This is a genomic window from Nonomuraea sp. NPDC003709 (assembly GCF_040610775.1).
Classification (GTDB): domain Bacteria; phylum Actinomycetota; class Actinomycetes; order Streptosporangiales; family Streptosporangiaceae; genus Nonomuraea; species Nonomuraea angiospora_A.
On record NZ_JBEXMW010000037.1, the window covers coordinates 76,091 to 99,891 of the forward strand.

Sequence of the window (23,801 nt, forward strand, 5' to 3'; positions counted from 1 at the left end):
TCAGTCTTCGCGTTCTCGCGATTGAGGAGTGGCGTATGACCGCGCAGTACCCTGTGGCCCGGCTGCGGCGGCTGCGTCGCAGCCCCGCCCTGCGCCGGATGGTGGCGGGCACCAGGTTGCACGCCGCCGACCTGATCCTGCCCGCCTTCGTCAAGGAGGGCCTCGCCGAGCCGCACCCCGTGGCCTCGATGCCGGGCGTCTTCCAGCACACCCGCGACTCGCTCCGCAAGGCCGCACACGAGGCGGCGGAGGCGGGCGTCGGCGGGATCATCCTGTTCGGGATCCCCGCGGTGAAGGACGCGCGGGGCTCGGCCGCCGACGATCCCGACGGGATCCTGCAGGTGGCGCTGCGTGACGTGAACGCCGAGGTCGGCGACGCGGTCGTGGTCATGGCCGACACCTGCCTCGACGAGTTCACCGACAACGGGCACTGCGGGATCCTCACCCCGTCCGGCGACGTGGACAACGACGCCACGCTGGAGCGCTACGCCTCGATCGCGGTGGCCCAGGCCGCCGCGGGGTCGCAGATGGTGGCGCCGAGCGGGATGATGGACGGCCAGGTGGGGGCGATCCGCTCCGCCCTGGACGGGGCCGGTTATGAAAATGTCCCGATCTTGTCCTATTCGGTGAAGTACGCGTCCGCCTTCTTCGGGCCGTTCCGCGACGCCGCCGAGTGCGCGCCGCAGTTCGGCGACCGCAGCACCCACCAGCAGGACCCCGCCGGGCCGCTGGACGAGGCGCTGCGCGAGGTCCGGCTCGACCTCGCCGAGGGCGCCGACGCCGTCATGGTCAAGCCGGCGGGGGCCTACCTCGACGTCATCACCCGCGTGCGTGACGAGGTGGACGTTCCGGTGGCGGCGTACCAGGTCAGCGGCGAGTACGCCATGATCGAGGCGGCCGCGGCCAACGGCTGGGTGGACCGGGAGCGCATGATCACCGAATCGCTGGTCGCGATCAAGCGCGCCGGGGCCGACATGATCCTCACGTACTGGGCGACGGAAGTGGCCCGGCGCATCTGATTGGCGAGCTTCCGCTCGCGGTGCCGCGATGGATGTCCTCGCTACGCTGCGGATCCATCGCGCATCTGATTGGCGAGCTTCCGCTCGCGGTGCCGCGATGGATGTCCTCGCTTCGCTGCGGATCCATCGCGGCTAACCAAGGGGTTTCCCGTCAACTCGTGGGGCGTGTGCGTTAGAGTGCGATGACAAGTGCTGGTGTGTCCCGCGTGGCGCGTATGGCTGCCCGGAGCCGGGACCTCTTCAGGCACTGTGGGGACTCGACGGGAGACACCAATGGTGGGGGTACCGCTGGCTCGGCGTACCAGAAAACGGTCGCGGCCGACACGCATCGGCACCGTGCTCGAATACGCCGCCATGGGGTGGCCCGTCGTGCCGGGGGCTTATCCGCTGCGTCACGGGCCGCGCGCCTGCTCCTGTGACCGCCTCGGCTGTCCCGACCCGGGTGCCCATCCGCTCTCGCCCGCCTGGCACTTGCAGGCCACGACGGACACGGCGCTGCTGACGCGCTGGTGGCAGGTCGAGCCCGAGGCCAACGTGATCCTGCCCACCGGACGCGTGTTCGACGTCTTCGACGTACCGCTCGCCATCGGCCTGTCGGCTCTCACCCGGATCGACAACGCCGGAGCACACCCTGGCCCGGTCGCCGCCAACGGCGACCGGGTCCTGTTTTATGTGGCCACGCGGGGCAATCCGGAGGACGAGGACGAGTGGTGGTCGTGCCAGCTCGACTGCGACCCCGCCACGATCGACGACACGCCGGGGTTGCGGTGGCACTGCCGCGACAGCTACGTCCTCGCGCCCCCCTCGACCCTCCCCACGGGGCAGCCCGTCTCCTGGCTCCGGCCCCCGAACGGGCAGCCGCTGCCCGACCCGCTGCGCATCCTGGAGTGGCTGGCCGACTGAGCGCGGCCCTCGTGGTGCCCGCTCCGAAGGGCGCTGTGTGTCCCGGCTAACCTGGGTCGGGTGAGCCGTACACAGAACTCCGAGGACCTGTTCGCCCGCGCCCGCCGGATCGTGCCCGGGGGTGTCAACTCGCCGGTGCGCGCGTTCGGCGCGGTCGGCGGGACGCCGCGCTTCATGGTCTCCGGCCAGGGCCCCCACATCACCGACGTCGACGGCAACCGGTACGTCGACCTGGTGTGCTCCTGGGGCCCCATGATCCTCGGGCATCGGCACCCCGCGGTCGTCGAGGCCGTGTTGGGCGCGGTGGCCCATGGGTTCTCCTACGGCACCGCCACCCCCGGCGAGGTGGAGCTGGCCGAGGAGATCGTCGCCAGGGTGGCGCCGGTCGAGAAGGTACGGCTGGTCAGCTCGGGCACCGAGGCGACGATGAGCGCGGTGCGGCTGGCCAGGGGGTTCACCGGGCGGTCGAAGGTGATCAAGTTCGCCGGGTGCTACCACGGGCACGTCGACGCGCTGCTGGCCGCGGCCGGGTCCGGGGTGGCGACGTTCGGGCTGCCCGACACGCCGGGCGTGACCGGGGCGTCGGCGGCGGACACGATCGTGCTGCCGTACAACTCCATCGAGGCCGTCGAGGCGGCCTTCGCGGAGGCGGAGGTCGCGTGCGTGATCACGGAGGCCTGCCCGGCGAACATGGGGATCGTCCCGCCCAAGGACGGGTTCAACGCGCGCCTGCGCGAGCTGTGCACGGCCCACGGCGCGCTGCTCATCGTCGACGAGGTGCTGACGGGGTTCCGCGTCTCGCCCGCGGGCTGGTACGGCCTGGAGCCGGTGGAGGCCGACCTGATGACGTTCGGGAAGGTCATGGGCGGCGGCCTGCCCGCCGCGGCCTTCGGGGGACGGGCCGAGGTGATGGCCCTGCTCGCGCCCGAGGGGCCCGTCTACCAGGCCGGGACGCTGTCCGGTAACCCGCTGGCCTGCGCGGCCGGCCTGGCCACGCTGCGCGCCCTGGACGCCGAGGCCTACGAGCGCGTGGACGCCGCGGCCCTCGCCGTCGGCGACGCGGCCTCCGAGGCGCTGTCCGCCGCCGGGGTGCCGCACCGGCTGCAGCGGGCGGGCAACCTGTTCTCGATCTTCTTCACGGACGCCGAGGTGACGAACTTCGCCGAGGCCAAGACGCAGAACACGGCCGCGTTCACCGCGTTCTTCCACGCGATGCTCGACCAGGGCGTCTATCTGCCGCCGTCGGCGTACGAGGCCTGGTTCCTGTCGGCCTCCCACGACGAGGAGGCGCTGGGCCGCGTGGCCGAGGCGCTGCCCGCGGCGGCCAAGGCGGCTGCCGCCGTGCTCTAAGGGGCGGTGGCGAGTGCGCGGCGGGGCTTCGTGCCCGCGTACAGGACGCCCGAGATGACCAGGGCCGCCGCCACCAGCTTCGGCCAGGAGATCGGCTCGCCGGTCACCAGCGCCGCCGACGACATGCCGAACACCGGCACCAGCAGCGTGTACGGCGCCACCGTGGAGGCGTCGTACCGGCGCAGGAGCCAGCCCCAGACGCCGAAGCCGCCGAGCGTGGAGACGAACGCCACGTACAGGAGCGAGAGCCAGCCCTCAGCGGCCGGGTCCAGCACCGGCACGCCCTCCAGCCAGAGTGACAGGAGCAGGAGCGGGATCGCGGAGAAGGCGCTCACCCAGACCATGAAGCGGAACGAATCGGGCGGCGCGGCCTTGCGCTGAACCACGTTGCCGAGGCCCCAGGCGGCCGCTGCGGCCAGGCAGAGGGCGAAGGCCCCGAGCGGGCCCGACACCCCGAAGTCGAGCGCGACCAGGGCCAGGCCGCCGAAGGCGACGCCCAGCCCGAGCACGCGGCGGGCGGTGAGCCGCTCCTTGAGCAGCGTCACCGCGAACAACACGGTGAAGATCGCCTGCGTCTGCAGGACGAGTGAGGTCAGTCCGGCCGGCATGCCCGCTCGCATGCCCACGAGCAGAAATCCGAACTGGCCGACCCCGATGGTGGCCGCCACCCCCGCGACCCAGCGCCACGGGACTCCCGGGCGGCCGGCGAACAGCAGGGCGGGGAACGCCGCCAGGGCGAACCTGATGCCCGCGTACAGCAGCGGCGGGAAGTGCCGCAGGCCGGCCTGCATGACCACGAAGTTGAAGCCCCACACGGCGGCGAGGCCGATGGCTAGGGCCAGGTGGCGGGGCCGCACTCAGCGAGCGGGCTTCTCGTAGCGGATGCGCTGGTCGCGAGCCTTCTCGGCCAGGACCTTGAGGTAGGACACGGAGCTCGGCTGCTGCTTCTTCGTCTTAAGGATTCTCATGCATCTATTTTCATCCGCTACACATTCAACGACAAGCGAGACTTTCTACGCTAAACCATTTAGGATGACTTACATGTTGGACTTGAACCGGCTCAAGGCCCTTCATGCAGTCCATGTCTACGGGTCGGTCGGCGCGGCCGCCGACGCGCTCATGGTCACGCCCTCGGCGGTCTCCCAGCAGATCGCCAAGCTGGAGCGCGAGACCGGCGCCAGACTCATGGAGCGCAACGGGCGCGGCGTGCGCCTCACGGACGCGGCAGGCCTCCTGGCCGAGCACGCCGAGCGCATCCTCGCCCTGGTCGAGACCGCCGAGGCGGACTTCGAGGCGCTGCGCGGCGAGGTCGTCGGCCGCCTGAACATCGCGGCCTTCCCCACCGCCGTGCGCGGCCTCATGCCCGGCGCGCTCGCCTCGCTCCGGGAGCGCCACCCCGACCTGTGGGTCCAGCTCAGCGAGCGCGAGCCGGAGCGGGTGGTGCGCGAGGTGTCCAGGGGCGAGCTGGACCTGGGCGTCATCCAGGACTGGCTCAACCGGCCCATGGCCCTGCCCGAAGGCCTGTCCAGGGCCACGCTGCTCGACGACGTGGCCGACATCGCGGTGCCCGCCGACCACCCGCTGGCCCACAGCAGGGAGCTGGAGCTCGCCCAGCTCCGCGACGACCATTGGATCAGCGGGTCTCCCGGCACCGTCTGCCACGACTGGCTCGTCTTCACCCTGCGCAACGCCTCGGTGGAGCCCGTGATCGCGTGCATGGCCGACGAGTACCCGACCCAGCTCGCGCTGGTGGCGGGCGGGCTGGGGTGCGCGATCGTGCCGCGGCTCGGCCGGGACTGCGTGCCGGACGGCGTGCGGCTCGTGCCGATCATGCCGCGCCAGACGCGGCGGATCTACGCCGTGTGGCGCACGGACGCGGCGCGCCGTCCCGCGATCAGGGCCATGGTGGAGGCGCTGGCCGAGGCGAGCAGGAAGCAGGAGAACGCCTGGGCCGTCAACTGAGCCGCCGGGCCTCACGCTGCTCATAGAGGGGGAGCGGATAGGCTGGGCCACACCATGGCTGAAACCACCGTCGTCCACCTGCTGCGCCACGGCGAGGTGCACAATCCCGCCGGCGTCCTGTACGGCAGGCTCCCGGGCTACCACCTGTCCGAGACGGGAAAGCTCATGGCCGAGACGGTCGCCAAGGCCGTGGGCGGCCGTGACATCGTGGCCATCTACAGCTCCCCGCTCGAGCGCGCCCTCGAGACCGCGGCGCCCCTCGCCGAGAAGCTCGGTCTCGACGTCGTCCAGGACGAGCGCCTGATCGAGGCGGGCAACCTGCTCCAGGGCCGCCCGGTGGGCCAGGGCCTGGCGATCCTGCGCAACCCGCGCAACTACCGCTATTTCTGGAACCCGCTGCGCCCGTCCTGGGGTGAGCCGTACCCGACGATCGTCAGGCGCATGAAGTCGGTGATCGACGACGCCAGGGCGGCCGCACGCGGGCACGAGGTGGTGCTCGTCAGCCACCAGCTCCCCATCTGGACGATCAGGTCGGCCGCCGAGGGCCGCCGACTCTGGCACGATCCGCGGCGCAGGCAGTGCGCGCTGGCGAGCCTCACCACCCTCTCCTTCGACGGCGACCGCCTCGTCAGCATCGGCTACAGCGAGCCGGCGGGGTCGCTTCAGACCGGTCCGTCCGTTCCCGGGGCCTGATGTCCGGAGCGAGGGGGCTCGCCGGTAGAGTTGCAAGCTCTACCGGTTGTAGTACAAGGAGATCTTCCTCCGTGCGCGCCAAGTCCATCTCTCTCGTCCTCCTGGGTCTGCTGGTCGCGGGCTGCGCGGGCAACCAGGGCGGCCAGCCGCAGGCCGGCGACACCCGTTTCGTCGCCGGCGACGGGAAGATGCAGGTGTTCGACGCGGCCGAGCGCAAGGCCGCGCCCGCGATCCAGGGGCCGACCCTCGACGGCGCCACCGCCTCGCTGGCCGCGCACAAGGGCAAGGTCGTGGTGATCAACTTCTGGGCGTCGTGGTGCGGGCCGTGCCGGGCGGAGGCGCCGGTGCTCAAGGAGGTCGCGGCCAAGACCAAGGCCGGCGGCGTGGAGTTCATCGGCGTCGACTTCAAGGACCGCCAGGCCGACGCGCTGGCGTTCGAGCGCACCGAGAAGACCGGCTACCCGCACATCTTCGACCAGCCGGGCAAGGTGGCGCTGGCCTTCCAGGGCACGGTGCCGCCGGCGGCCATCCCGTCCACCCTGATCATCGACAAGCAGGGCAGGGTCGCCGCCAGGGCGCTCGGCGCGGTCAAGTACACCGACCTGCTCAACACCGTGACCAAGGTGCGCGATGAGTGACGTCGTGGCCTCGGGCTCGCTGCTGCTCGCGGTGCCGATCGCGGTGCTGGCCGGGGTCGTGTCGTTCCTGTCGCCGTGCGTGCTGCCGCTGGTGCCGGGCTACCTGTCGTACGTGACCGGCATGAGCGCCGACCCCAAGCGGGGGCGGCTGGTGCTGGGGACGGTGCTGTTCGTGGCCGGCTTCGGGCTGGTGTTCGTGCTCAGCGGGGCGCTGTTCGGCGGGCTCGGCTCGGTCATGCTGGGCCACATCGAGATCATCACGCGGGTGCTCGGGGTGCTGACCATCCTGCTCGGGCTCGCGTTCCTGGGGCTCGTCCCCGGGCTGATGCGCGACGTGCGCATCCACAAGGTGCCCGCCGCCGGGCTGGCCGGGGCGCCGCTGCTCGGCGTGGTGTTCGGGCTGGGGTGGACGCCGTGCATCGGGCCCACGCTGGCCGTCGTGCTGGCGCTCGGGCTCAACGAGGGCAGCGCCGCGCGTGGCGCCCTCCTGGCCGTCGCGTACGCGCTGGGCCTCGGGCTGCCGTTCGTGGGCGCGGCGCTCGCGTACAGCAGGGCCCTGCGCACGTTCCGGGCCATCCGCAAGCACTCGCGCCTGATCACCAGGATCGGCGGCGGCATGATGGTGGCCGTCGGGGTGCTGCTCGTGACCGGGCTGTGGGGAGAGATGATCGCTGCCATGCAGGGCCTCATCGGCGGATTCGTACCGGTGATCTGATGAGCGTCAAGGAGCTGGAGGAGAGGGAGCGGGCGGCGCAGCAGGCGGGGTTCGGCCTGGTCGCCTGGCTGCGGTGGGGCTGGCGCACGCTCACCTCGATGAAGACGGCGCTGATCCTGCTCTTCCTGCTCGCGCTCGCCTCGGTGCCGGGCTCGCTGGTGCCGCAGCGCGGCGTCGATCCCGACAAGGTGGCGCAGCTCTACGAGAAGAGCCCCACGCTGGCCGAGTGGTACGACAGGTTCCAGCTCTTCGAGGTGTTCACCTCGGTCTGGTTCGCGGCGATCTACCTGCTGCTGTTCACCTCGCTGATCGGCTGCGTCCTCCCGCGCACCGCCACCTACCTGCGCGAGCTGCGCCGCAAGCCGCCGGCCGCGCCGAAGAACGTCTCCCGCCTGCCGCACTTCGCCTCTTTCGAGGGCGATCTGGAGGCCGGAAGGGCCGCCGAGCGGCTGCGCAAGCTGCGCTTCCGCGTCGTGACCGGCGACGGGTGGGTGTCGGCCGAGAAGGGCTACCTGCGCGAGACCGGAAACCTCTTCTTCCACGTCGCCCTGCTGGGGATCCTGCTCGCGGTCGGCTTCGGCTCGCTGTTCGGCTACCGCGGCAACGTCCTGGTCGTCGAGGGCGACGGGTTCGCCAACACGGTGGCCGCCTACGACCGGTTCATCCCGGGCAACCAGGTCTCGGCCGAGTCGCTGGAGCCGTTCTCCTTCCAGCTGGAGGACTTCAAGGTCGCCTACCAGGTGACGGGCGAGAAGCGGGGTCAGGCGCTCGACTACACGGCCCGCCTGAAGGTCAACGACTCGCCGGGGTCGCCCGCCCGCGAGTACGACCTCAAGGTCAACGACCCGCTGGAGATCAACGGCACGCAGACGTACCTGATCGGCAACGGCTACGCCCCCGTCTTCAAGGTCACCGACGGCAAGGGGCAGGTCGCCTTCGAGGGCCCGGTGCCGTGCCTCATCGAGGCCAAGGGCACGATGACCTCGGGATGCGTGGTCAAGGTGCCCGACGCCCAGCCGGCGCAGCTCGGGTTCCTGCTGCAGTTCCTGCCCACCAGCGTGCCGCTCACGGACGGCACGTACGCCTCGGCCTTCCCCGGCTCGCTCAACCCCGAGGTGCAGCTCATCGGGGCCTTCACCGGCGACCTGGGGCTGCGCTCCGGCCAGCCGCGGTCGGTGTACGAGCTCGCGCCGCCCGAGCTCATGAAGAAGCTCACCCCGCTGATCATGGGCAAGAGCGTCCCCAAGCCGCTCGCCGTCGGCCAGTCGATCGACCTGCCCAAGGGGGCCGGCAAGCTGGAGTTCACCGGGGTCAAGGAGTGGATCACGCTCCAGACGGCCTACGACCCCGGCCGCATGCCGGTTCTGGTCTTCGCCGCCACGGCCGTCGTCTCCATCGCGCTGTCCCTGATGATCCGCCGCCGCAGGGTGTTCGTGCGGATCGGGAACGGCGTGGTCGAGGTGGGCGGCCTGACCCGTACCGAAGGCTCCGCGGCGGGCTTCGCCGAGGAGTTCGCCGACATCGTCAAGGTTCTAGCCGCAGGAGAAAAGGATGTCCGCTGAGCAACTCGCGGAGCTGAGCGACCTTTTCGTCGTCGCCGCCGTTCTGCTCTACTTCCTCGCCATGGTCGGGTTCGCGATCGAGCTCGCCTTCGGCAGGTCCCGGCCGGACAAGGCGGTCGCCGTCGAGCGGTCCGAGGTCAAGCAGCCGGTCACGGTCGGAGCGGGTGGGGGGCCTTCAGCCGACGGCGTGGTCGCCGCCACCCCGGAGGCCAAGGAGCCGTCAGATGGGGGAGTCAGGGCCGGCAAGGTGGCCCTGGTGCTCGCCTGGATCGGCTGGGCGGCCAACTTCGCCGCCATCGCCACCCGCGGCATGTCCGTGGACCGGTGGCCGTGGGGCAACATGTACGAGTTCGTGGTGGCCATCTGCTTCGCCGCCGTGACCGCGTTCCTCGGCACCCAGATCCGCTACAACGTGCGCTTCCTCGGCGCCTTCGTGATGATCACGGCGGCCCTCGGGCTCGGTCTGGCGGTCAAGTTCTTCTACACGGCGGCCGGGCCCGTGGTGCCCGCGCTGGACTCGTACTGGATCGCCATCCACGTCACCGCCGCCATCATCGCCAGCGGCCTGTTCACGCTGGCCGGCGTCGCAGGGGTCCTCTACCTGATGCGCGGTGACGGGCTGTCACGTCTGCCCTCGCGGGCCGACCTGGAGCGGGTGGCGCACCGGGCGATCGTGTTCTCGTTCCCGCTGTGGACGTTCGCGGTGATCGCGGGGGCGCTCTGGGCCGACCGGGCGTGGGGCCGCTACTGGGGCTGGGACCCCAAGGAGGTCTGGTCGTTCATCACCTGGGTGGCCTACGCCGCCTACCTGCACGCCAAGGTGACGGCCGGATGGCGGGGCAGGGCCGCGACGATCGTGCAGCTGGTGGCGTTCGCCTGCCTGATGTTCAACCTGATCGGCGTCAACATCTTCATCAGCGGCCTGCACAGCTACGCCGACGTCTGATCGGCTCAGACGTCGTCGCCACGCATGCGGCGGTCGAGGTCACGCAGGAAGTCGGGGTCGTCGTCCGGCCCCTTGGGCATGCCCGGGCCCGGGGGCACCGGCCACGCGGCGCGCGGGGCCCGCGGGCGGCCGCGCGCCATCCAGACCAGACCGCCGAGCACCGGGATCAGGACGACGATCAGGATCCACAGGGCTTTTGGTACGTTCCGAACCTCATCTTCCGGTGCGGTGACCACGTCGAACAGCGAGAAGAGCCAGAAGACCAGCAGCGCCAGGCCGATCAGTACACCTGCCATTCCTGAACTGTAAGCCATCCGCGACGTGATCGTGCTTCCCGATGTCCCGTTTCAGGTGACTAGGGGAAGACATGCGTCGTACCGTGGAGGCCGATGCGGCGAAGTCGCCGGACTCCACGGGCGTTGAGAGGTGCGATGGCCTTTTCTGACTCCAAGGCGTCTGGTGACAAGGGCCGGCATCGGCGCGGCCGTTGGTGGCGGCGCGGATCGTACCTCTTCTCGCGGCGCGGCGAGGCTCCCCCCGACGCGGACCGTTCCGTCTGGTTCAACGCCCGTGAGAAGCCCTTTGAGAGCCGCGCGGACGCCAAGGCACGCAAGAAGCGCGGGCGGGGGCCCGACGTGCCCAGAGGCCAGCCTGAGCGACCCGGAGAGCGCGATGGTTCGAGATGGCCGGGTAATGAGCGGGGTGAGCGGATGGCGTGGCCGGGCGACGAGGTACGACGGCCCTCCGAGACGAGCTGGGACGGGTTCTCGTTGCGCGAGCGCGGCGAGCGACTGCCGGCCGCCGTGGTCGAACGCCCCCGCTACACCTGGTACGACTTCGAGCTCGACGACCAGCCCAGGGCCCAGCCCAACCGGCCCGGCATTCCGTCCATGGGCGACGGCCTGCGCCACTGCGGCAAGCTGGAGTCCATCCTGCACCGCCAGTGGGACGCCAGGCAGGGACCGCCGTCGGCGGACGTCGTACGCGCCGTGGAGAGCCTCGCCCGCCTGCCGGAGCGGCTGAAGGAGAAGCTCGCGGCCGGGCTGGAGGGCATCTACGTCGGCCGCGGCGGCGTCCCGGACCTCGACGACATGGGCTACTTACGCGGCGCCCCGCTCCCGTCGGGCCGCGCCACCTGGGACATCTGCGCGGGCGCGTACGGCGACCGCAAGATCGTCGTGGGTGACCGCCCGTCACCGACCCCGGACGTTATGATGCACGAGGTCGGCCATGCCATCGACGACATCGACTCGGCGTACGGTGGCTGGGTCTCCGACTCCCCTGAGTTCGTCCGCCTCTACGACACGGCCATGCCGCTGCTGGCCTCGACGTTCCACCGCCAGGGCGGGGGGCTCGGCCGTAAGGAGTTCTTCGCCGATGCCTTCGCCGCCATCGCCTCCCGCCAGCGTCCGGCCCTCGTGGACATGCTCGGGGGAGACACGCGGATGGCGCTGGACATCATGCTCTTCTTCAACCGGCGCTACGGAATCTAGGTGATCGGACATGTACGTCATCCGGCTCGCGGACGGGACCCTGCGCGTGCCGCAGAGCCTGACCAGCGAAGACGGGCGTCTGATCGGGAACGCGTACGTCGAGGTGCTGCCCGGTGATCCGGACTACGACCAGTTGTTGCCGGAGGCGCTGACAGAGGAGGAGCTGGCCGAGCGCCGCAACGAGTGGGAGAAGGAGAACGACGAACTGGAGCGTGAGTTCCTGGCCTTCAAGGCGCGGCAGGAGGACGCCTGAGGCGACCAGACAGGCGCCAACCACGGTCGGCGGTTGGCGCCGCCTCATGCTGCCGGACGGAAGTGTGGCCGAAAGCACGCGAACAGTGGGGCGCGCCGGCGGTGATCCTGCCGTCGCAGGATCACCGTCTGCACGGTCAGACGCGCGGGGACTCACCTGCCGGCCTGTCGGCCGTCAAAACGTCCTCGCCACGTAGAAGGGCGTGCACTTCCGACTCGCGGAACCGCCGATGCCCTCCGGGGGTGCGGATACTGCTGATGCGGCCTGCCGCAGCCCAGCGTGTAACCGTCTTTGGGTCTACCCGGAAGAGGGCGGCAACCTCTCCTGGGGTCAGCAGACGCTCGCTGCTACTCTCCACCAATCTCTCCCCCTCGCATCCCGCTTCCTGCCAGCGGGCGGACAGGTAACCAGTGTGTCGAGCGAAGCCTGATTTATCCGTGGTTTTCTGCAAAGATCACGGGTTGTTATCAGCTGACTGCCCGATTGTTATATGATAGAGCCTCTTTGGGGCTCTCGTGGGTGTTTCTTTACGAAACTCCCTGACTGGGAACAGTAGCATCGCTCGCGTTCGATGCGAAGAGCGACCGGTCCACGGGTCCGAGTAACCTCGAACCTGTGCCTCCTGTTCTCGTTTACACACTGTCGCGCATCGGCATCTTTGCGGTCACTCTCGGGGTGCTGTGGCTGCTCGGCCTGCAAAACCCGTTCGTGCTGATCCTGGTGTCTTTCTTGATCAGCGGCATAGCGAGCTACGTCCTGCTCAGCAAGCAGCGTGATGCCGTGAGCGAACGCATCAGCAACAAGATCGACCGGCCGAAGCCGCAAGACGACTAGGGCAGGGGGAACATGCCAATCCGGGCATGGTACTCCCGTCCGAGTCTGGTTGTGTCGCTACCGACAAGTAGTCCACTGCGATGCGCGTAAAACGCCTTCACACCGATGCCGCGCTCCCGTGTGGGATTCCAACTGAGGGCCATTCCCGTAGTCGGATGAATGGCGCTGATCCCCGGACGTGAGACCGCTCCGGGGCCGGCGGAGTCACGCCCCTGCGGATTGTTCAGCCAGCGCTGATGCCCGCCGACGTAGACCGCCGCGCCCGTCACGGAAACCGCGTAGAGCGAGTCGCCTCCGGTGGCGTTCACCCAGGTCGGCCTGATGGTGGAGCCCTTGGAGTACGTCTCGAACCTGGCGGCCGTGTCGCACATCCCGCCCTTGGGGCCGCCGGTGGTGACGACCGCGAAATAGTGGCCGTCAGGTGAGAAGTCCAGGCCGCGCACGTACGAGGGGAACTCGCTCATGCACGGGCGCGCGTACGCCTCCGTCCGCCAGGGCGCGAGCCTGGCGGTGGGGCCGCTGATGTCGATGAGCCCGAGCTGCGGCCTGGACTGGCCGGCGAGCGTGGTGAACGAGCCGTCCACGGCGAGCCGGTAGCGGGTGGCGGCGATCGCGTAGACCTTCACCCTGGGTGTGAGCGATCCGCCGGGCGTGATGCCGAACGCCGGGTCGGCCGCGCCGGTCGTCACGTCGATCCTGGCCAGCGCGGTGCGCGGGCTGGTGAAGTCGCCGCCCACATAGAGCTTCGAGCCCTGCCTGGCCAGCGTGGAGACCATGCCGCCGCCGATGTGCGGCGCGAAGCCGGTCACCAGCGTGCCGTCGGAGAGCTTGAGCCTGGCCAGCGACCTGGCGGGCGAGTCGTTGACGCCGATGAACTCGCCGCCGACGTAGACGGTGCCCTGGTCGCCGGCGGCCAGGCCGTACACGGGGCCGGGGACGATCGGCGCGAAGCCCGGCAGGACGCGGCCCGTGGTCAGGTTGTAGGCGAAGAGGTTGGAGCGCGGGTAGGCGGTGGTGCGGGCGGCGTCGCTCACCTCGCTGAACGAGCCGCCGACCACGACGGTGTCGCCGACGACCGTGATCGCGTTGACGATGCCGTCGAGCACGTGCGGGGTGTTGTCTACCGGGTCGGCCGAGACGACGCCGAAATGCGCCGTGGGAGCCGAGGCGATGATCGCCGCAAGGGCGACACGGGCAAGCATTCGCCAAGTTTTAGCAGACGTTCAGTAGTCTCGTGGCTACTTTCCGTTGAATGTCGTGTTCACGGCCCTGGGAACGGGCCTGGAGGGCCTCCCATAGTCTTGGCCTATGACGCGCGCTCAGTTGGACAAACAGCCGGACGAGGTCGCCGCGATGTTCGATCGCACCGCCCGGCGCTACGACCTGGTCAATGACGTGATCTCCCTCGGGCAGGTCAGGATGTGGCGCAAGGCGGTGGCCGCGGCCATCGACGCGGGCCCCGGGGAGCTCGTGCTCGACCTGGGGGCCGGCACCGGCACGTCCACCGACGCGTTCACCACGCTGGGCGCGCGGGCCATCGCGTCCGACTTCTCGCTGGGCATGCTCCGCACCGGCGTGCGCCGCCACGGCGGCAACGCGCTGTCGGGTGAGGGGGTGCCCTTCATCGCGGGCGACGCGCTGCGCCTGCCGTTCGCCGACGACGCGTTCGACGCGGTGACGATCTCGGTGGCGCTGCGCAACGTGCACGACACCCGGCAGGCGCTGCGGGAGATGCTGCGCGTCACCAGGCCGGGCGGCCGACTGGTGATCTTGGAGTTCTCCCACGTGACGTTCGAGCCCTTCGATCTCGTCTACCGCGAATATCTGATGAAGCTGCTGCCAAAAGTGGCCAAGGTGTTCGGCTCGAATGACGATTCCTATGAATATCTGGCTGAGTCGATCCGGGATTGGCCCGACCAGCGCACACTGGCCCGGACCATTCAGGACGCCGGCTGGGAGCGGGTCGCCTGGCGCAATCTCACGATGGGCATCGTCGCCCTGCACAGAGGGTTCAAGACGGCGTGAGACCACACGCGACACACCGTTCCTCTTGGATCACAGAACAGCACCCCGACTGCCACTATGTACTGGAAAAGCAGTAGACTGCGGGCCGACAAGTTTGTGAAGGGGTTCACAAAGGAACGAAGGCAGCACACCACCCCCGAGGCCTTCGAGCGTGTAGGACAGGACAGTCCAGTGACCGTGCCAACAGCCACCCGCCGAGCGCAGGAGCTCGTCGCGAGAGAGCGACGAAGGAGCCAACGAGTGGCGAAGCGGGCGCGACCATGAGCCCCCGAGCGCAGGAGCTCGTCGCGAGAGAGCGACGAAGGAGCCAACGAGTGGCGAAGCGGGCGCGACCATGAGCACAGTTGACGCTGACGTCATCGTCGTCGGCGCAGGTCCCGCCGGTTCCGCGACCGCCTGGTACCTCGCTCAGGCCGGACTCGACGTGCTGCTCCTGGAGAAGACCAGGTTCCCCCGCGAGAAGGTCTGCGGCGACGGCCTGACACCGCGGGCGGTCAAGCAGCTGCTCAACATGGACGTCGACGTCGACGCTCCCGGCTGGGTCAGGAACAAGGGGCTGCGCGTCGTCGGCGGCGGCCTCCGCTTCGACCTCGACTGGCCCCAGCTCGAGCGCTTCCCCGACTTCGGCCTCGTACGCACCCGCCAGGACTTCGACCAGATCGTCGCCGCCAACGCGGTCAAGAACGGCGTGCGCCTGATGGAGGGCGTGACCGTCACGGGGCCCGTCCTCGACGACCGCAGCGGCCACATCGTCGGCGTGACGACCAAGGACGGCCGCGAGTACCGCAGCCGCGTGGTGGTGGCCGCCGACGGCAACAGCACCCGGCTGGCCCTGGGGATGGGGCTGCACAAGCGCGAGGACCGCCCGATGGGCGTGGCGGTGCGGACGTACTTCGAGAGCCCGCGCCACGACGACGACTACCTCGAGATCTGGCTGGAGCTGTGGGCGCAGGAGAAGCTGCTGCCCGGCTACGGCTGGATCTTCGGCGTCGGCGACGGCACCGCCAACGTGGGCCTCGGGCTCCTCAACACCAGCGCGCAGTTCAAGAACATCGACTACCGGGACCTGCTGCGGACCTGGTGCAAGGCCATGCCTCCCGAGTGGGAGTTCACCGAGGAGAACATGACGGCCCCCATCCGCGGCGCCGCGCTCCCCATGGCCTTCAACCGGCAGCCGCACTACACGCGCGGCCTGGTGCTCGTGGGCGACTCGGGCGGGTCGATCAACCCGTTCAACGGCGAGGGCATCGCCTACGCCATGGAGACCGGTGAGATCGCCGCGGAGGTCATCGCCAAGGCCCTCAGGGGCACCACCCCCGCGGACCGGGAACGCGCTCTGAGGACCTATCCTCAAGTGCTGAAGGACGCCTACGGCGGATACTTCACCCTGGGCAGGCTGTTCGTCGAGCTCATCGGAAAGCCGGGCGTGATGAGCTTCGGCACCAGGCACGGTCTCCCTCACCCGAGGCTGATGCGCTTCGCCATCAAACTCCTTGGTAATCTCACCGACCGGCGAGGCGATGCGTCAGACATGATCATTAACGCTCTCTCGAAGGTCGCCCCACCAGCATGAATCTCAGAACTGACAGATCCGGCTGCGCGCCCGCGCGCGCGGCGACTCCGGAGGAGGCGTAGCGATGGACCTTTACGTGCCCATCCTGGTGCTCGCCGTTCTCGCGGGGGGCTTCGCGATCTTCTCGGTCGCCATCGCTCCCTTCACCGGCCCAAAGCGCTGGAACCGCGCCAAGCTTGACGCCTATGAATGCGGCATCGAGCCGACGCCCCAGCCCGTCGGTGGCGGACGGTTCCCGCTCAAGTACATGGTCACCGCGATGCTCTTCATCGTGTTCGACATCGAGATCATCTTCCTCTACCCATGGGCGGTCTCGTTCGCGCCGCAGACGAACGACGCCGGTCAGGTGCTCAGCTCCGGTCTGGGGCTGTTCGCGCTCGTGGAGATGGTGCTGTTCATCGTCACCGTGCTCGTCGCCTATGCGTACGTGTGGCGCCGCAAGGGTCTGGACTGGGACTGAAAATGGGACTTGAAGAGAAACTCCCCAGCGGGTTCATCCTCAGCACGGTCGAGGCGGCCGCCGGATGGGCGCGCAAGAACTCCGTGTGGCCCGCCACATTCGGCCTCGCCTGCTGTGCCATCGAGCTGATGGCCACCGGCGGCCCCCACTACGACCTGGCGCGCTTCGGCATGGAGCGCGCTTCGGCGTCTCCTCGCCAGGCCGACCTCATGATCGTCGCCGGCCGCGTCTCGCAGAAGATGGCGCCCGTGCTGCGGCAGATCTACGACCAGATGGCCGAGCCGAAGTGGGTCATCTCCATGGGCGTGTGCGCCTCCAGCGGCGGCATGTTCAACAACTACGCGATCGTGCAGGGCGTCGACCACGTCGTGCCCGTCGACATCTACCTGCCGGGCTGCCCGCCGCGGCCCGAGATGCTGATCGACGCGATCGTGAAGCTGCACGACAAGATCCAGAACACGAAGTTCGGCGCCCACCGAGCCAAGCAGATCGAGGAGCTCGAGCTGCAGGCGCTGCGGCCGCTGCCGCTGATCGACCAGGGAGCCTCGAAGTGACCTCGCCCGACAACCTCCCCGGTAGCCCGGAAAGCGGTGAGACTCCCGAGGCCGCGGTTCCCGCCATCCCCGAGGCGCCCATCGCCCGGCACGGCATGTTCGGCACCCAGGACTCCGGCGACACCTCCGGCTACGGCGGCCTCGTCGTGCGCCGGGCGCCGCAGCTGTCGACGCCCCGCCCGTACGGCGGCTACTTCGACGAGGTCGTGGACGGCCTGGCGCTCGACGACGCCATCGAGCGCGTGGTCGTCGACCGCGGCGAGCTGACCCTGCACGTCAAGCGGGACCGGCTGGTCGAGGTCTGCCAGAAGCTGCGCGACGACCCGGCCCTGCGCTTCGAGCTCTCGCTGGGCGTCACCGGCGTGCACTACCCGCACCTGACGGGCGAGGAGTTGCACGCGGTCATCCACCTGTGCTCGATCACCTACAACCGCCGCGTACGCGTCGAGGCCAGCGCTCCCGACTCCGACCCGCACATTCCATCGACCGTGGGCGTTTACCCTGGTCACGACTGGCATGAGCGTGAGGCGTACGACTTCTTCGGGATCATCTTCGACGGTCACCCCGCGCTCACCCGGATCATGATGCCGGACGACTGGGACGGCCACCCTCAGCGCAAGGACTACCCGCTCGGCGGCATCCCGGTCGAATACCGCGGCGCCACCATCCCCGCGCCCGACCAGAGGAGGAGCTACTCGTGAGCACCGCTTATGACGAGGCGACCGAGGGCAAGGTCTATTCGGTCAACGGCGGCGACTGGGACGAGGTCGTCACCGGAGCGCGCGACACCGAAGAAGAGCGCCTGGTCGTCAACATGGGCCCGCAGCACCCGTCCACGCACGGCGTGCTCCGCCTGGTCCTGACCCTCGACGGCGAGACGGTGACCGAGGCGCGCAGCGTCATCGGCTACCTGCACACCGGCATCGAGAAGAACATGGAATACCGGACGTGGACCCAGGGGACCACGTTCGTGACCCGCATGGACTACCTCTCGCCGATCTTCAACGAGACCGCCTACTGCCTGGGCGTGGAGAAGCTGCTCGGCATCGAGGACCGCATCCCGGACCGGGCGCAGGCCATCCGCGTGATGATGATGGAGCTCAACCGGATCTCCTCGCACCTGGTCGCGATGGGCACGTTCGGCATGGAGCTGGGCGCGACCACGCCGTTCCTCTTCGGCTATCGCGACCGTGAGATGATCATGGATCTCTTCGAGTACATCACCGGTCTGCGCATGAACCACGCCTACATCAGGCCGGGCGGCGTGAGCGTCGACCTGCCCGCGGGCGCGGTCGACAAGGTCGGTGAGTTCCTCAAGGAGATGCCCAAGCGGATCAAGGACATCCGCAAGCTCCTCGACGCCAACCCGGTCTACGTGCGGCGCACCAAGGACGTGGCCTACCTCGACCTGACCGGCTGCATGGCCCTGGGCATCACCGGCCCGATCATGCGCGCCGCCGGGCTCCCGTGGGACCTGCGCAAGTCGCAGCCCTACTGCGGCTACGAGACGTACGAGTTCGACGTCGCCACCGAGCGTGGCTGTGACGTCTACTCGCGCTACCTCGTGCGCATGAAGGAGATGGAAGAGTCCCTCAAGATCATTGAGCAGGCGCTCGACCGCATCGCCGGCCCGCTCAAGGGCGACCCGGTGATGATCGAGGACAAGAAGATCGGCTGGCCCGCGCAGCTCGCGCTCGGCCCCGACGGGTTCGGCAACTCGCCCGACCACATCGCCCACATCATGGGCTCCTCGATGGAAGCGCTCATCCACCACTTCAAGCTGGTGACCGAGGGCTTCCGGGTGCCGGCCGGGCAGGCGTACGCCAGCATCGAGTCGCCCAAGGGCGAGCTCGGCGCCCACGTGGTCAGCGACGGCGGCACCCGCCCCTACCGCGTGCACTTCCGCGAGCCGTCCTTCTGCAACCTGCAGGGTTTCCCCGCGATGGCAGAGGGCGGCCAGGTCGCCGACGTGATCGCCGCGGTGGCTTCTATCGACCCCGTCATGGGAGGTGTGGACCGGTGACTTACTCACCGGAGATCCGGGAGCGTCTGGAGCGAGACGCCAAGGAGATCATCGGGCGTTACCCGAAGACGCGCTCCGCACTGCTGCCGCTGCTCCACCTCGTGCAGTCGGAGGACGGCTACGTCTCCGACGACGGGCAGGAGTTCTGCGCGGAGATGCTGGGCGTCAGCAAGGCCGAGGTCACCGGCGTCGCGACCTTCTACACGATGTACAAGCGCAAGCCCGCCGGCGACTACCACGTCGGCGTGTGCATCAACGCGCTGTGCGCGGTCATGGGCGGCGACCAGATCTGGGACGAGCTGTCCGAGCACGTCGGCGTCGGCCACGAGGAGACGACCGCAGACGGCAAGATCTCGCTGGAGCGCCTCGAGTGCAACGCGGCCTGCGACTTCGCCCCCGTCATGATGGTCAACTGGGAGTTCTTCGACAACCAGACCCCCGAGTCGGCCAAGCAGCTCGTCGACGACCTGCGTGACGGCAAGGACGTGCGGCCGACCCGCGGCCCGAAGAAGCTCTGCAGCTTCAAGGACGCCTCGCGCGTGCTCGCCGGCCTGCCCGACGACCTGGCGGGCGACGGCCCGTCGGCCGCCGGCGCCTCGCTGGAGGGCCTGAAGGTCGCCAAGGCCAACGGATGGAAGGCCCCCGAGGCATGAGCACGACTTTGACACCGGTCCTGACCGCGAACTGGGACCAGCCCAACTCCTTCACCATCGACGTCTACGGCGAGTACGAGGCGGCGAAGAAGGCGCTGGCCATGGACCCCGACGCCGTGATCCAGGCCGTCAAGGACTCGGGCCTGCGCGGCCGCGGCGGCGCGGGCTTCCCCACCGGCATGAAGTGGGGCTTCATCCCGCAGGGCGACGGCAAGCCGCACTATCTCGTCGTCAACGCCGACGAGTCGGAGCCGGGCACCTGCAAGGACATCCCGCTGATGATGGCCAACCCGCACTCGCTGGTCGAGGGCATCATCATCACGGCCTACGCGATCCGGGCCAACCACGCCTTCATCTACGTGCGCGGCGAGGTGCTCCACGTGATCCGGCGGCTGCACGCGGCCGTGCGGGAGGCGTACGAGAAGGGCTACCTCGGCACCGACATCCTCGGCTCCGGCTACGACCTCGAGCTGGTCGTGCACAGCGGCGCCGGCGCGTACATCTGCGGCGAGGAGACGGCGCTGCTCGACTCGCTGGAGGGCTTCAGAGGTCAACCGCGACTCAAGCCCCCGTTCCCCGCCGTGGCGGGCCTGTACGCCTCGCCGACTGTCGTGAACAACGTCGAGTCGATCGCCAGTGTTCCCTCGATCATCGGCAACGGCGCCGACTGGTTCGCCGGGATGGGCACCGAGAAGTCCAAGGGTTTCGGCATCTTCTCGCTGAGCGGCCACGTCACCAGGCCCGGCCAGTACGAGGCGCCGCTCGGCATCACGCTGCGCGAGCTCCTCGACATGGCGGGCGGCATCAGGGCCGGTCACCAGATCAAGTTCTGGACCCCGGGCGGCTCCTCCACGCCGATCTTCACCGACGAGCACCTCGACGTGCCGCTCGACTTCGAGGCGGTCGGCGCCAAGGGCTCCATGCTCGGCACCCGCGCCCTGCAGATCTTCGACGAGACCACCTGCGTGGTCCGCACGGTGCTGCGCTGGACGGAGTTCTACGCCCACGAGTCCTGCGGCAAGTGCACGCCCTGCCGCGAGGGCACGTACTGGCTCAAGCAGGTGCTCAAGCGCCTGGAGAAGGGCCAGGGCACCGAAGAGGACCTGACCACGATCACCGACATCGCGGACAACATCCTGGGCCGCTCGTTCTGCGCCCTGGGCGACGGTGCGACCAGCCCGATCCACTCCTCCGTGAAGTACTTCCGCGACGAGTACCTCAAGCACTTCGAGATCGGCGGCTGTCCGTTCGACCCGAAGAAGTCCACTCTCTGGGGTGAGCAGTGACAGTCGTAGAGACCGAGACGAACCTGGTGACCCTGACCATCGACGGGTTCCAGGTCAGCGTGCCCAAGGGCACCTTGATCATCAGGGCCGCCGAGCTCCTGGGCATCCAGATCCCCAGGTTCTGCGACCACCCGCTGCTCGACCCGGCGGCCAACTGCCGCCAGTGCCTGGTCGACATCCCCGACGCGGGCAACGGCCGCGGCTTCCCCAAGCCGCAGCCGTCGTGCGCGATCGAGGTCGCCGAGGGCATGGTCGTGCAGACGCAGCTCACCTCGCCGGTCGCCGAGAAGGCGCAGCGCGGGGCCATGGAGCTGCTGCTCATGAACCACCCGCTCGACTGCCCGGTCTGCGACAAGGGCGGCGAGTGCCCCCTGCAGAACCAGGCCATGTCCAACGGCCAGGGCGAGTCCCGGTTCCAGGAGCAGAAGCGGACCTTCCCCAAGCCGCTGCCGCTGTCCACGCAGGTGCTGCTCGACCGCGAGCGCTGCGTCCAGTGCGCCCGGTGCATCCGCTTCTCCGACCAGATCGCCGGTGACCCGCTCATCGAGTTCTTCGAGCGCGGGGCCAAGGAGCAGGTGCGCACCGCCGAGGGCAAGCCGTTCAACTCCTACTTCTCCGGCAACACGGTGCAGATCTGCCCGGTCGGCGCGCTGACCGGCGCCGCCTACCGGTTCCGGGCCCGCCCGTTCGACCTGGTCTCCACGCCGAGCGCGTGCGAGCACTGCGCCGCCGGCTGCGCCCAGCGCACCGACCACCGGCGCGGCCGGGTCACCCGCCGCCTGGCGGGCAACGACCCGCAGGTCAACGAGGAGTGGAACTGCGACAAGGGCCGCTGGGCCTTCACCTACGCCCAGCAGCCCGACCGGCTGAAGACGCCGCTGGTCCGCAACGAGGAGGGCGTGCTCGTGCCCGCCTCGTGGCCGGAGGCGCTGGCGGTGGCCGCCGAGGGCCTGGCCAAGGCCCGCGGCAAGGCCGGCGTGCTGGTCGGCGGCCGGGTCACGGTCGAGGACTCGTACGCGTACGCCAAGTTCGCCCGCCTGGCCCTGGGCGGCAACGACATCGACTTCCGCGCCCGGCCGCACTCCGCCGAGGAGGCGCAGTTCCTGGCCCACGCGGTGGCCGGCAAGGGGATCGAGGTCAGCTACACCGACCTCGAGAAGGCCCCCCACGTGCTGCTCGTCGGGTTCGAGCCCGAGGAGGAGTCGCCGATCGTCTTCCTGCGCCTGCGCAAGGCGTGGCAGAAGAAGGGCCTCAAGGTCACCTCGATCGCCCCGTTCGCCTCGCCCGGCCTGGTCAAGATGGGCGGCACGCTCATCCGCACCGCGCCCGGCACCGAGGCCGACGCGATCGGCGACCTGGTCGGCACGCTGGCCGAGGGCACGATCGTGTTCGCCGGCGAGCGCCTGGCCACCGTGCCCGGCGCCCTGTCCGCCGTGGTGCGGCTCGCCAACGCCTCCGGCGCCAGGCTCGCCTGGGTGCCGCGCAGGGCGGGCGAGCGCGGCGCGGTCGAGGCCGGCGCGCTGCCCAACCTGCTGCCGATCGGCCGCCCGGTCGACGACGAGACCGCCAGGGCCGAGGTCGCCAGGGCGTGGAACGTGGCCTCGCTGCCCGCCACCCCCGGCCGCGACACGACCGGCATCCTGGAGGCCGCCCGCGCCGGTGAGCTGGACGCGCTGGTCGTGGCCGGCGTCGACCCCTACGACCTGGCCGACCCGGCGGCGGCGCTCGACGCGCTCGAGCACACGCCGTTCATCGTCAGCCTGGAGATCCGCGCCAGCGCCGTCACCGACCGCGCCGACGTGGTCCTGCCCGTCGCCGCGGTTCAGGAGAAGGGCGGCACGTTCGTCAACTGGGAGGGCAGGGGCCGCTCGTTCGAGGCGCCGCTGAAGGTGCCCGGCCTGCAGAGCGACCTGGCCGTGATCGGCAACCTGGCCGACCGGATGGACGTCCACCTGGGCCTGCCGGACGCCAAGGCCGCCAGGCGGGAGCTGTCCGGCCTGGGCGCCTGGCGCGGCAGCCGCGTCACCGCCCCGCACACCGCCACCCGCGCCCAGGTCGCCCCGGCGGCCGGCGAGGCGCTGCTGGCGACCTGGCACCTGCTGCTCGACGAGGGCAGGCTGCAGGACGGCGAGCCGCACCTGGCGGGCACCGCCCGCGCCGCCGAGGCGCTGGTCTCCGAGAGCACGGCGGCCGAGCTCGGGGTCGCGGACGGCGACAAGCTCGTCGTCGGCGACAGCGTCACGCTGCCCGTGCGCGTCGCCGACCTGCCGGACCGGGTCGTCTGGGTGCCTGCGAACTCCGGCGGCTGCTCGGTCACCCGTGACCTGCACGCGGTGGCCGGCGACATCGTCACCATCGGGAGCGCCTCATGACCTACGTTCTCGCGGCCGATCCCACCCTCGCCGACTTCGGCAAGGACCCGCTGTGGATCACCATCATCAAGGCCGTGATGCTGTTCGCCTTCCTGATGCTGGGCATCCTGTTCGGCGTCTGGTTCGAGCGCAAGCTGATCTCCAGGATGCAGAACCGGTACGGCCCCAACCGGGCCGGCAAGTTCGGCCTCCTGCAGTCGGTGGCCGACGGCCTGAAGATGGGCCTGAAGGAGGACCTCTTCCCGCGGACCGTGGACAAGGTGCTCTACCTGCTGGCCCCGGTCATCATGGTGGTCCCGGCGTTCCTGGCCTTCTCGATCGTGCCGTTCGCGCCGATGGTCAACCTGTTCGGCGTGCAGACGCCGCTGCAGATGGTGGACCTGCCGGTGGCGGTGCTGTTCATGCTCGCCATGGGCGCGGTGTCGGTCTACGGCGTGGTGCTGGCCGGATGGTCGTCGCGCTCGCCGTACGCGCTGCTCGGTGGTCT

At 69.7% G+C, this 23,801-nt stretch carries 26 protein-coding genes; 22 read left to right on the plus strand and 4 right to left on the minus strand.

Going from position 1 to position 23,801, the window contains the following annotated elements; genetic code table 11:
- Positions 1-35 precede the first annotated feature (35 nt).
- The 3 genes from hemB to hemL all read left to right on the plus strand — a co-directional run bounded on the left by hemB (position 36) and on the right by hemL (position 3,272).
- Positions 36-1,019: a porphobilinogen synthase gene (gene hemB, locus ABZX61_RS59000; RefSeq protein ID WP_355210250.1), complete on the plus strand. Its 984-nt coding sequence runs from the start codon at positions 36-38 to the stop codon at positions 1,017-1,019.
- 273 nt (positions 1,020-1,292) lie between these two features.
- Complete coding sequence (locus ABZX61_RS59005; RefSeq protein WP_350739798.1) at positions 1,293-1,922, plus strand: bifunctional DNA primase/polymerase; 630 nt, start codon at positions 1,293-1,295, stop codon at positions 1,920-1,922.
- A gap of 60 nt (positions 1,923-1,982) precedes the next feature.
- Positions 1,983-3,272, plus strand: coding sequence for a glutamate-1-semialdehyde 2,1-aminomutase (hemL, locus tag ABZX61_RS59010; RefSeq protein WP_355210253.1), 1,290 nt, complete (start codon positions 1,983-1,985; stop codon positions 3,270-3,272).
- On the opposite strand, the gene ABZX61_RS59015 is transcribed toward hemL, so the two are convergent.
- On the minus strand, positions 3,269-4,129 hold the full coding sequence (locus tag ABZX61_RS59015; protein WP_350739804.1) for an EamA family transporter: 861 nt from the start codon (positions 4,127-4,129) through the stop codon (positions 3,269-3,271). The genes hemL and ABZX61_RS59015 overlap by 4 nt on opposite strands.
- Positions 4,130-4,313: 184 nt before the next feature.
- Between ABZX61_RS59015 and ABZX61_RS59020 the strand changes: the two genes are divergently transcribed.
- From ABZX61_RS59020 to ccsB, 6 genes are all read left to right on the plus strand, one after another.
- Positions 4,314-5,234, plus strand: coding sequence for a LysR family transcriptional regulator (locus ABZX61_RS59020; RefSeq protein ID WP_350739807.1), 921 nt, complete (start codon positions 4,314-4,316; stop codon positions 5,232-5,234).
- 54 nt (positions 5,235-5,288) lie between these two features.
- Positions 5,289-5,927, plus strand: coding sequence for a histidine phosphatase family protein (locus ABZX61_RS59025; protein ID WP_350739810.1), 639 nt, complete (start codon positions 5,289-5,291; stop codon positions 5,925-5,927).
- A gap of 71 nt (positions 5,928-5,998) precedes the next feature.
- Positions 5,999-6,565: a TlpA disulfide reductase family protein gene (locus ABZX61_RS59030; RefSeq protein ID WP_355210257.1), complete on the plus strand. Its 567-nt coding sequence runs from the start codon at positions 5,999-6,001 to the stop codon at positions 6,563-6,565.
- On the plus strand, positions 6,558-7,280 hold the full coding sequence (locus ABZX61_RS59035) for a cytochrome c biogenesis protein CcdA (RefSeq protein WP_350739815.1): 723 nt from the start codon (positions 6,558-6,560) through the stop codon (positions 7,278-7,280). The genes ABZX61_RS59030 and ABZX61_RS59035 overlap by 8 nt, the downstream gene beginning before the upstream one ends.
- Positions 7,280-8,842, plus strand: a complete 1,563-nt coding sequence (locus tag ABZX61_RS59040) for a cytochrome c biogenesis protein ResB (protein WP_355210259.1) — start codon at positions 7,280-7,282, stop codon at positions 8,840-8,842. The genes ABZX61_RS59035 and ABZX61_RS59040 overlap by 1 nt, the downstream gene beginning before the upstream one ends.
- A complete protein-coding gene (gene ccsB / locus ABZX61_RS59045; protein WP_355210262.1) occupies positions 8,832-9,788 on the plus strand; it encodes a c-type cytochrome biogenesis protein CcsB in 957 nt (318 codons plus the stop codon). The genes ABZX61_RS59040 and ccsB overlap by 11 nt, the downstream gene beginning before the upstream one ends.
- A 5-nt stretch (positions 9,789-9,793) precedes the next feature.
- Here ccsB and ABZX61_RS59050 read toward each other — a convergent pair whose 3' ends face one another.
- On the minus strand, positions 9,794-10,084 hold the full coding sequence (locus ABZX61_RS59050) for a PLD nuclease N-terminal domain-containing protein (RefSeq protein ID WP_185069979.1): 291 nt from the start codon (positions 10,082-10,084) through the stop codon (positions 9,794-9,796).
- Positions 10,085-10,498: 414 nt separating this feature from the next.
- On the opposite strand from ABZX61_RS59050, the gene ABZX61_RS59055 reads away from it, so the two are divergent.
- Positions 10,499-11,281, plus strand: coding sequence for a hypothetical protein (locus ABZX61_RS59055; RefSeq protein ID WP_225963881.1), 783 nt, complete (start codon positions 10,499-10,501; stop codon positions 11,279-11,281).
- Positions 11,282-11,291: 10 nt separating this feature from the next.
- Positions 11,292-11,534 carry a hypothetical protein gene (locus ABZX61_RS59060; protein WP_350739826.1) on the plus strand — a complete coding sequence of 81 codons (243 nt, stop codon included), beginning with the start codon at positions 11,292-11,294 and terminating at the stop codon, positions 11,532-11,534.
- Between the two features lie 136 nt (positions 11,535-11,670).
- On the opposite strand, the gene ABZX61_RS59065 is transcribed toward ABZX61_RS59060, so the two are convergent.
- Positions 11,671-11,892: a BldC family transcriptional regulator gene (locus tag ABZX61_RS59065; protein WP_026214226.1), complete on the minus strand. Its 222-nt coding sequence runs from the start codon at positions 11,890-11,892 to the stop codon at positions 11,671-11,673.
- A 257-nt stretch (positions 11,893-12,149) separates the two neighbouring features.
- Here ABZX61_RS59065 and ABZX61_RS59070 point away from each other — a divergent pair, with 257 nt between their 5' ends.
- A complete protein-coding gene (locus ABZX61_RS59070; protein WP_350739829.1) occupies positions 12,150-12,368 on the plus strand; it encodes a DUF4229 domain-containing protein in 219 nt (72 codons plus the stop codon).
- Here the strand turns inward: ABZX61_RS59070 and ABZX61_RS59075 are convergent.
- The gene (locus tag ABZX61_RS59075) at positions 12,365-13,570 is read right to left on the minus strand and encodes a hypothetical protein (protein WP_350739831.1); all 1,206 of its coding nucleotides are present in this window, start codon (positions 13,568-13,570) and stop codon (positions 12,365-12,367) included. The genes ABZX61_RS59070 and ABZX61_RS59075 overlap by 4 nt on opposite strands.
- Before the next feature lie 106 nt (positions 13,571-13,676).
- Between ABZX61_RS59075 and ABZX61_RS59080 the strand changes: the two genes are divergently transcribed.
- The 10 genes from ABZX61_RS59080 to ABZX61_RS59125 form a co-directional block, all read left to right on the plus strand.
- Positions 13,677-14,393, plus strand: a complete 717-nt coding sequence (locus tag ABZX61_RS59080; RefSeq protein WP_355210269.1) for a demethylmenaquinone methyltransferase — start codon at positions 13,677-13,679, stop codon at positions 14,391-14,393.
- A 334-nt stretch (positions 14,394-14,727) separates the two neighbouring features.
- Complete coding sequence (locus ABZX61_RS59085; protein WP_355210271.1) at positions 14,728-15,966, plus strand: geranylgeranyl reductase family protein; 1,239 nt, start codon at positions 14,728-14,730, stop codon at positions 15,964-15,966.
- 64 nt (positions 15,967-16,030) lie between these two features.
- A complete protein-coding gene (locus ABZX61_RS59090; protein ID WP_185069986.1) occupies positions 16,031-16,426 on the plus strand; it encodes an NADH-quinone oxidoreductase subunit A in 396 nt (131 codons plus the stop codon).
- A gap of 2 nt (positions 16,427-16,428) precedes the next feature.
- Entirely contained in the window at positions 16,429-16,980 is a 552-nt protein-coding gene (locus tag ABZX61_RS59095) for an NADH-quinone oxidoreductase subunit B family protein (protein WP_355210274.1), read from the plus strand.
- Between the two features lie 95 nt (positions 16,981-17,075).
- On the plus strand, positions 17,076-17,681 hold the full coding sequence (locus ABZX61_RS59100; protein ID WP_355210288.1) for an NADH-quinone oxidoreductase subunit C: 606 nt from the start codon (positions 17,076-17,078) through the stop codon (positions 17,679-17,681).
- Positions 17,678-19,003 carry an NADH-quinone oxidoreductase subunit D gene (locus tag ABZX61_RS59105; RefSeq protein WP_350739839.1) on the plus strand — a complete coding sequence of 442 codons (1,326 nt, stop codon included), beginning with the start codon at positions 17,678-17,680 and terminating at the stop codon, positions 19,001-19,003. Before ABZX61_RS59100 ends, ABZX61_RS59105 begins: the two co-directional genes overlap by 4 nt.
- Complete coding sequence (gene nuoE, locus ABZX61_RS59110) at positions 19,000-19,656, plus strand: NADH-quinone oxidoreductase subunit NuoE (protein ID WP_350739842.1); 657 nt, start codon at positions 19,000-19,002, stop codon at positions 19,654-19,656. Before ABZX61_RS59105 ends, nuoE begins: the two co-directional genes overlap by 4 nt.
- Complete coding sequence (gene nuoF / locus ABZX61_RS59115; RefSeq protein ID WP_350739844.1) at positions 19,653-20,942, plus strand: NADH-quinone oxidoreductase subunit NuoF; 1,290 nt, start codon at positions 19,653-19,655, stop codon at positions 20,940-20,942. Before nuoE ends, nuoF begins: the two co-directional genes overlap by 4 nt.
- Positions 20,939-23,314: an NADH-quinone oxidoreductase subunit G gene (locus ABZX61_RS59120; RefSeq protein WP_355210279.1), complete on the plus strand. Its 2,376-nt coding sequence runs from the start codon at positions 20,939-20,941 to the stop codon at positions 23,312-23,314. The genes nuoF and ABZX61_RS59120 overlap by 4 nt, the downstream gene beginning before the upstream one ends.
- A partial coding sequence (locus tag ABZX61_RS59125) for an NADH-quinone oxidoreductase subunit H (RefSeq protein ID WP_355210282.1) occupies positions 23,311-23,801 on the plus strand: 491 nt, incomplete at its 3' end. The genes ABZX61_RS59120 and ABZX61_RS59125, both read left to right, overlap by 4 nt.

Coding starts and splice junctions, on each gene's coding strand:
- hemB (WP_355210250.1), top strand. CDS start 36: ATGACCGCGCAGTACCCTGTGGCCCGGCTGCGGCGGCTGCGTCGCAGC.
- ABZX61_RS59005 (WP_350739798.1), top strand. CDS start 1,293: ATGGTGGGGGTACCGCTGGCTCGGCGTACCAGAAAACGGTCGCGGCCG.
- ABZX61_RS59020 (WP_350739807.1), top strand. CDS start 4,314: ATGTTGGACTTGAACCGGCTCAAGGCCCTTCATGCAGTCCATGTCTAC.
- ABZX61_RS59025 (WP_350739810.1), top strand. CDS start 5,289: ATGGCTGAAACCACCGTCGTCCACCTGCTGCGCCACGGCGAGGTGCAC.
- ABZX61_RS59035 (WP_350739815.1), top strand. CDS start 6,558: ATGAGTGACGTCGTGGCCTCGGGCTCGCTGCTGCTCGCGGTGCCGATC.
- ABZX61_RS59040 (WP_355210259.1), top strand. CDS start 7,280: ATGAGCGTCAAGGAGCTGGAGGAGAGGGAGCGGGCGGCGCAGCAGGCG.
- ccsB (WP_355210262.1), top strand. CDS start 8,832: ATGTCCGCTGAGCAACTCGCGGAGCTGAGCGACCTTTTCGTCGTCGCC.
- ABZX61_RS59050 (WP_185069979.1), bottom strand. CDS start 10,084: ATGGCAGGTGTACTGATCGGCCTGGCGCTGCTGGTCTTCTGGCTCTTC.
- ABZX61_RS59055 (WP_225963881.1), top strand. CDS start 10,499: ATGGCGTGGCCGGGCGACGAGGTACGACGGCCCTCCGAGACGAGCTGG.
- ABZX61_RS59060 (WP_350739826.1), top strand. CDS start 11,292: ATGTACGTCATCCGGCTCGCGGACGGGACCCTGCGCGTGCCGCAGAGC.
- ABZX61_RS59075 (WP_350739831.1), bottom strand. CDS start 13,570: ATGCTTGCCCGTGTCGCCCTTGCGGCGATCATCGCCTCGGCTCCCACG.
- ABZX61_RS59080 (WP_355210269.1), top strand. CDS start 13,677: ATGACGCGCGCTCAGTTGGACAAACAGCCGGACGAGGTCGCCGCGATG.
- ABZX61_RS59085 (WP_355210271.1), top strand. CDS start 14,728: ATGAGCACAGTTGACGCTGACGTCATCGTCGTCGGCGCAGGTCCCGCC.
- ABZX61_RS59090 (WP_185069986.1), top strand. CDS start 16,031: ATGGACCTTTACGTGCCCATCCTGGTGCTCGCCGTTCTCGCGGGGGGC.
- ABZX61_RS59095 (WP_355210274.1), top strand. CDS start 16,429: ATGGGACTTGAAGAGAAACTCCCCAGCGGGTTCATCCTCAGCACGGTC.
- ABZX61_RS59100 (WP_355210288.1), top strand. CDS start 17,076: ATGTTCGGCACCCAGGACTCCGGCGACACCTCCGGCTACGGCGGCCTC.
- nuoF (WP_350739844.1), top strand. CDS start 19,653: ATGAGCACGACTTTGACACCGGTCCTGACCGCGAACTGGGACCAGCCC.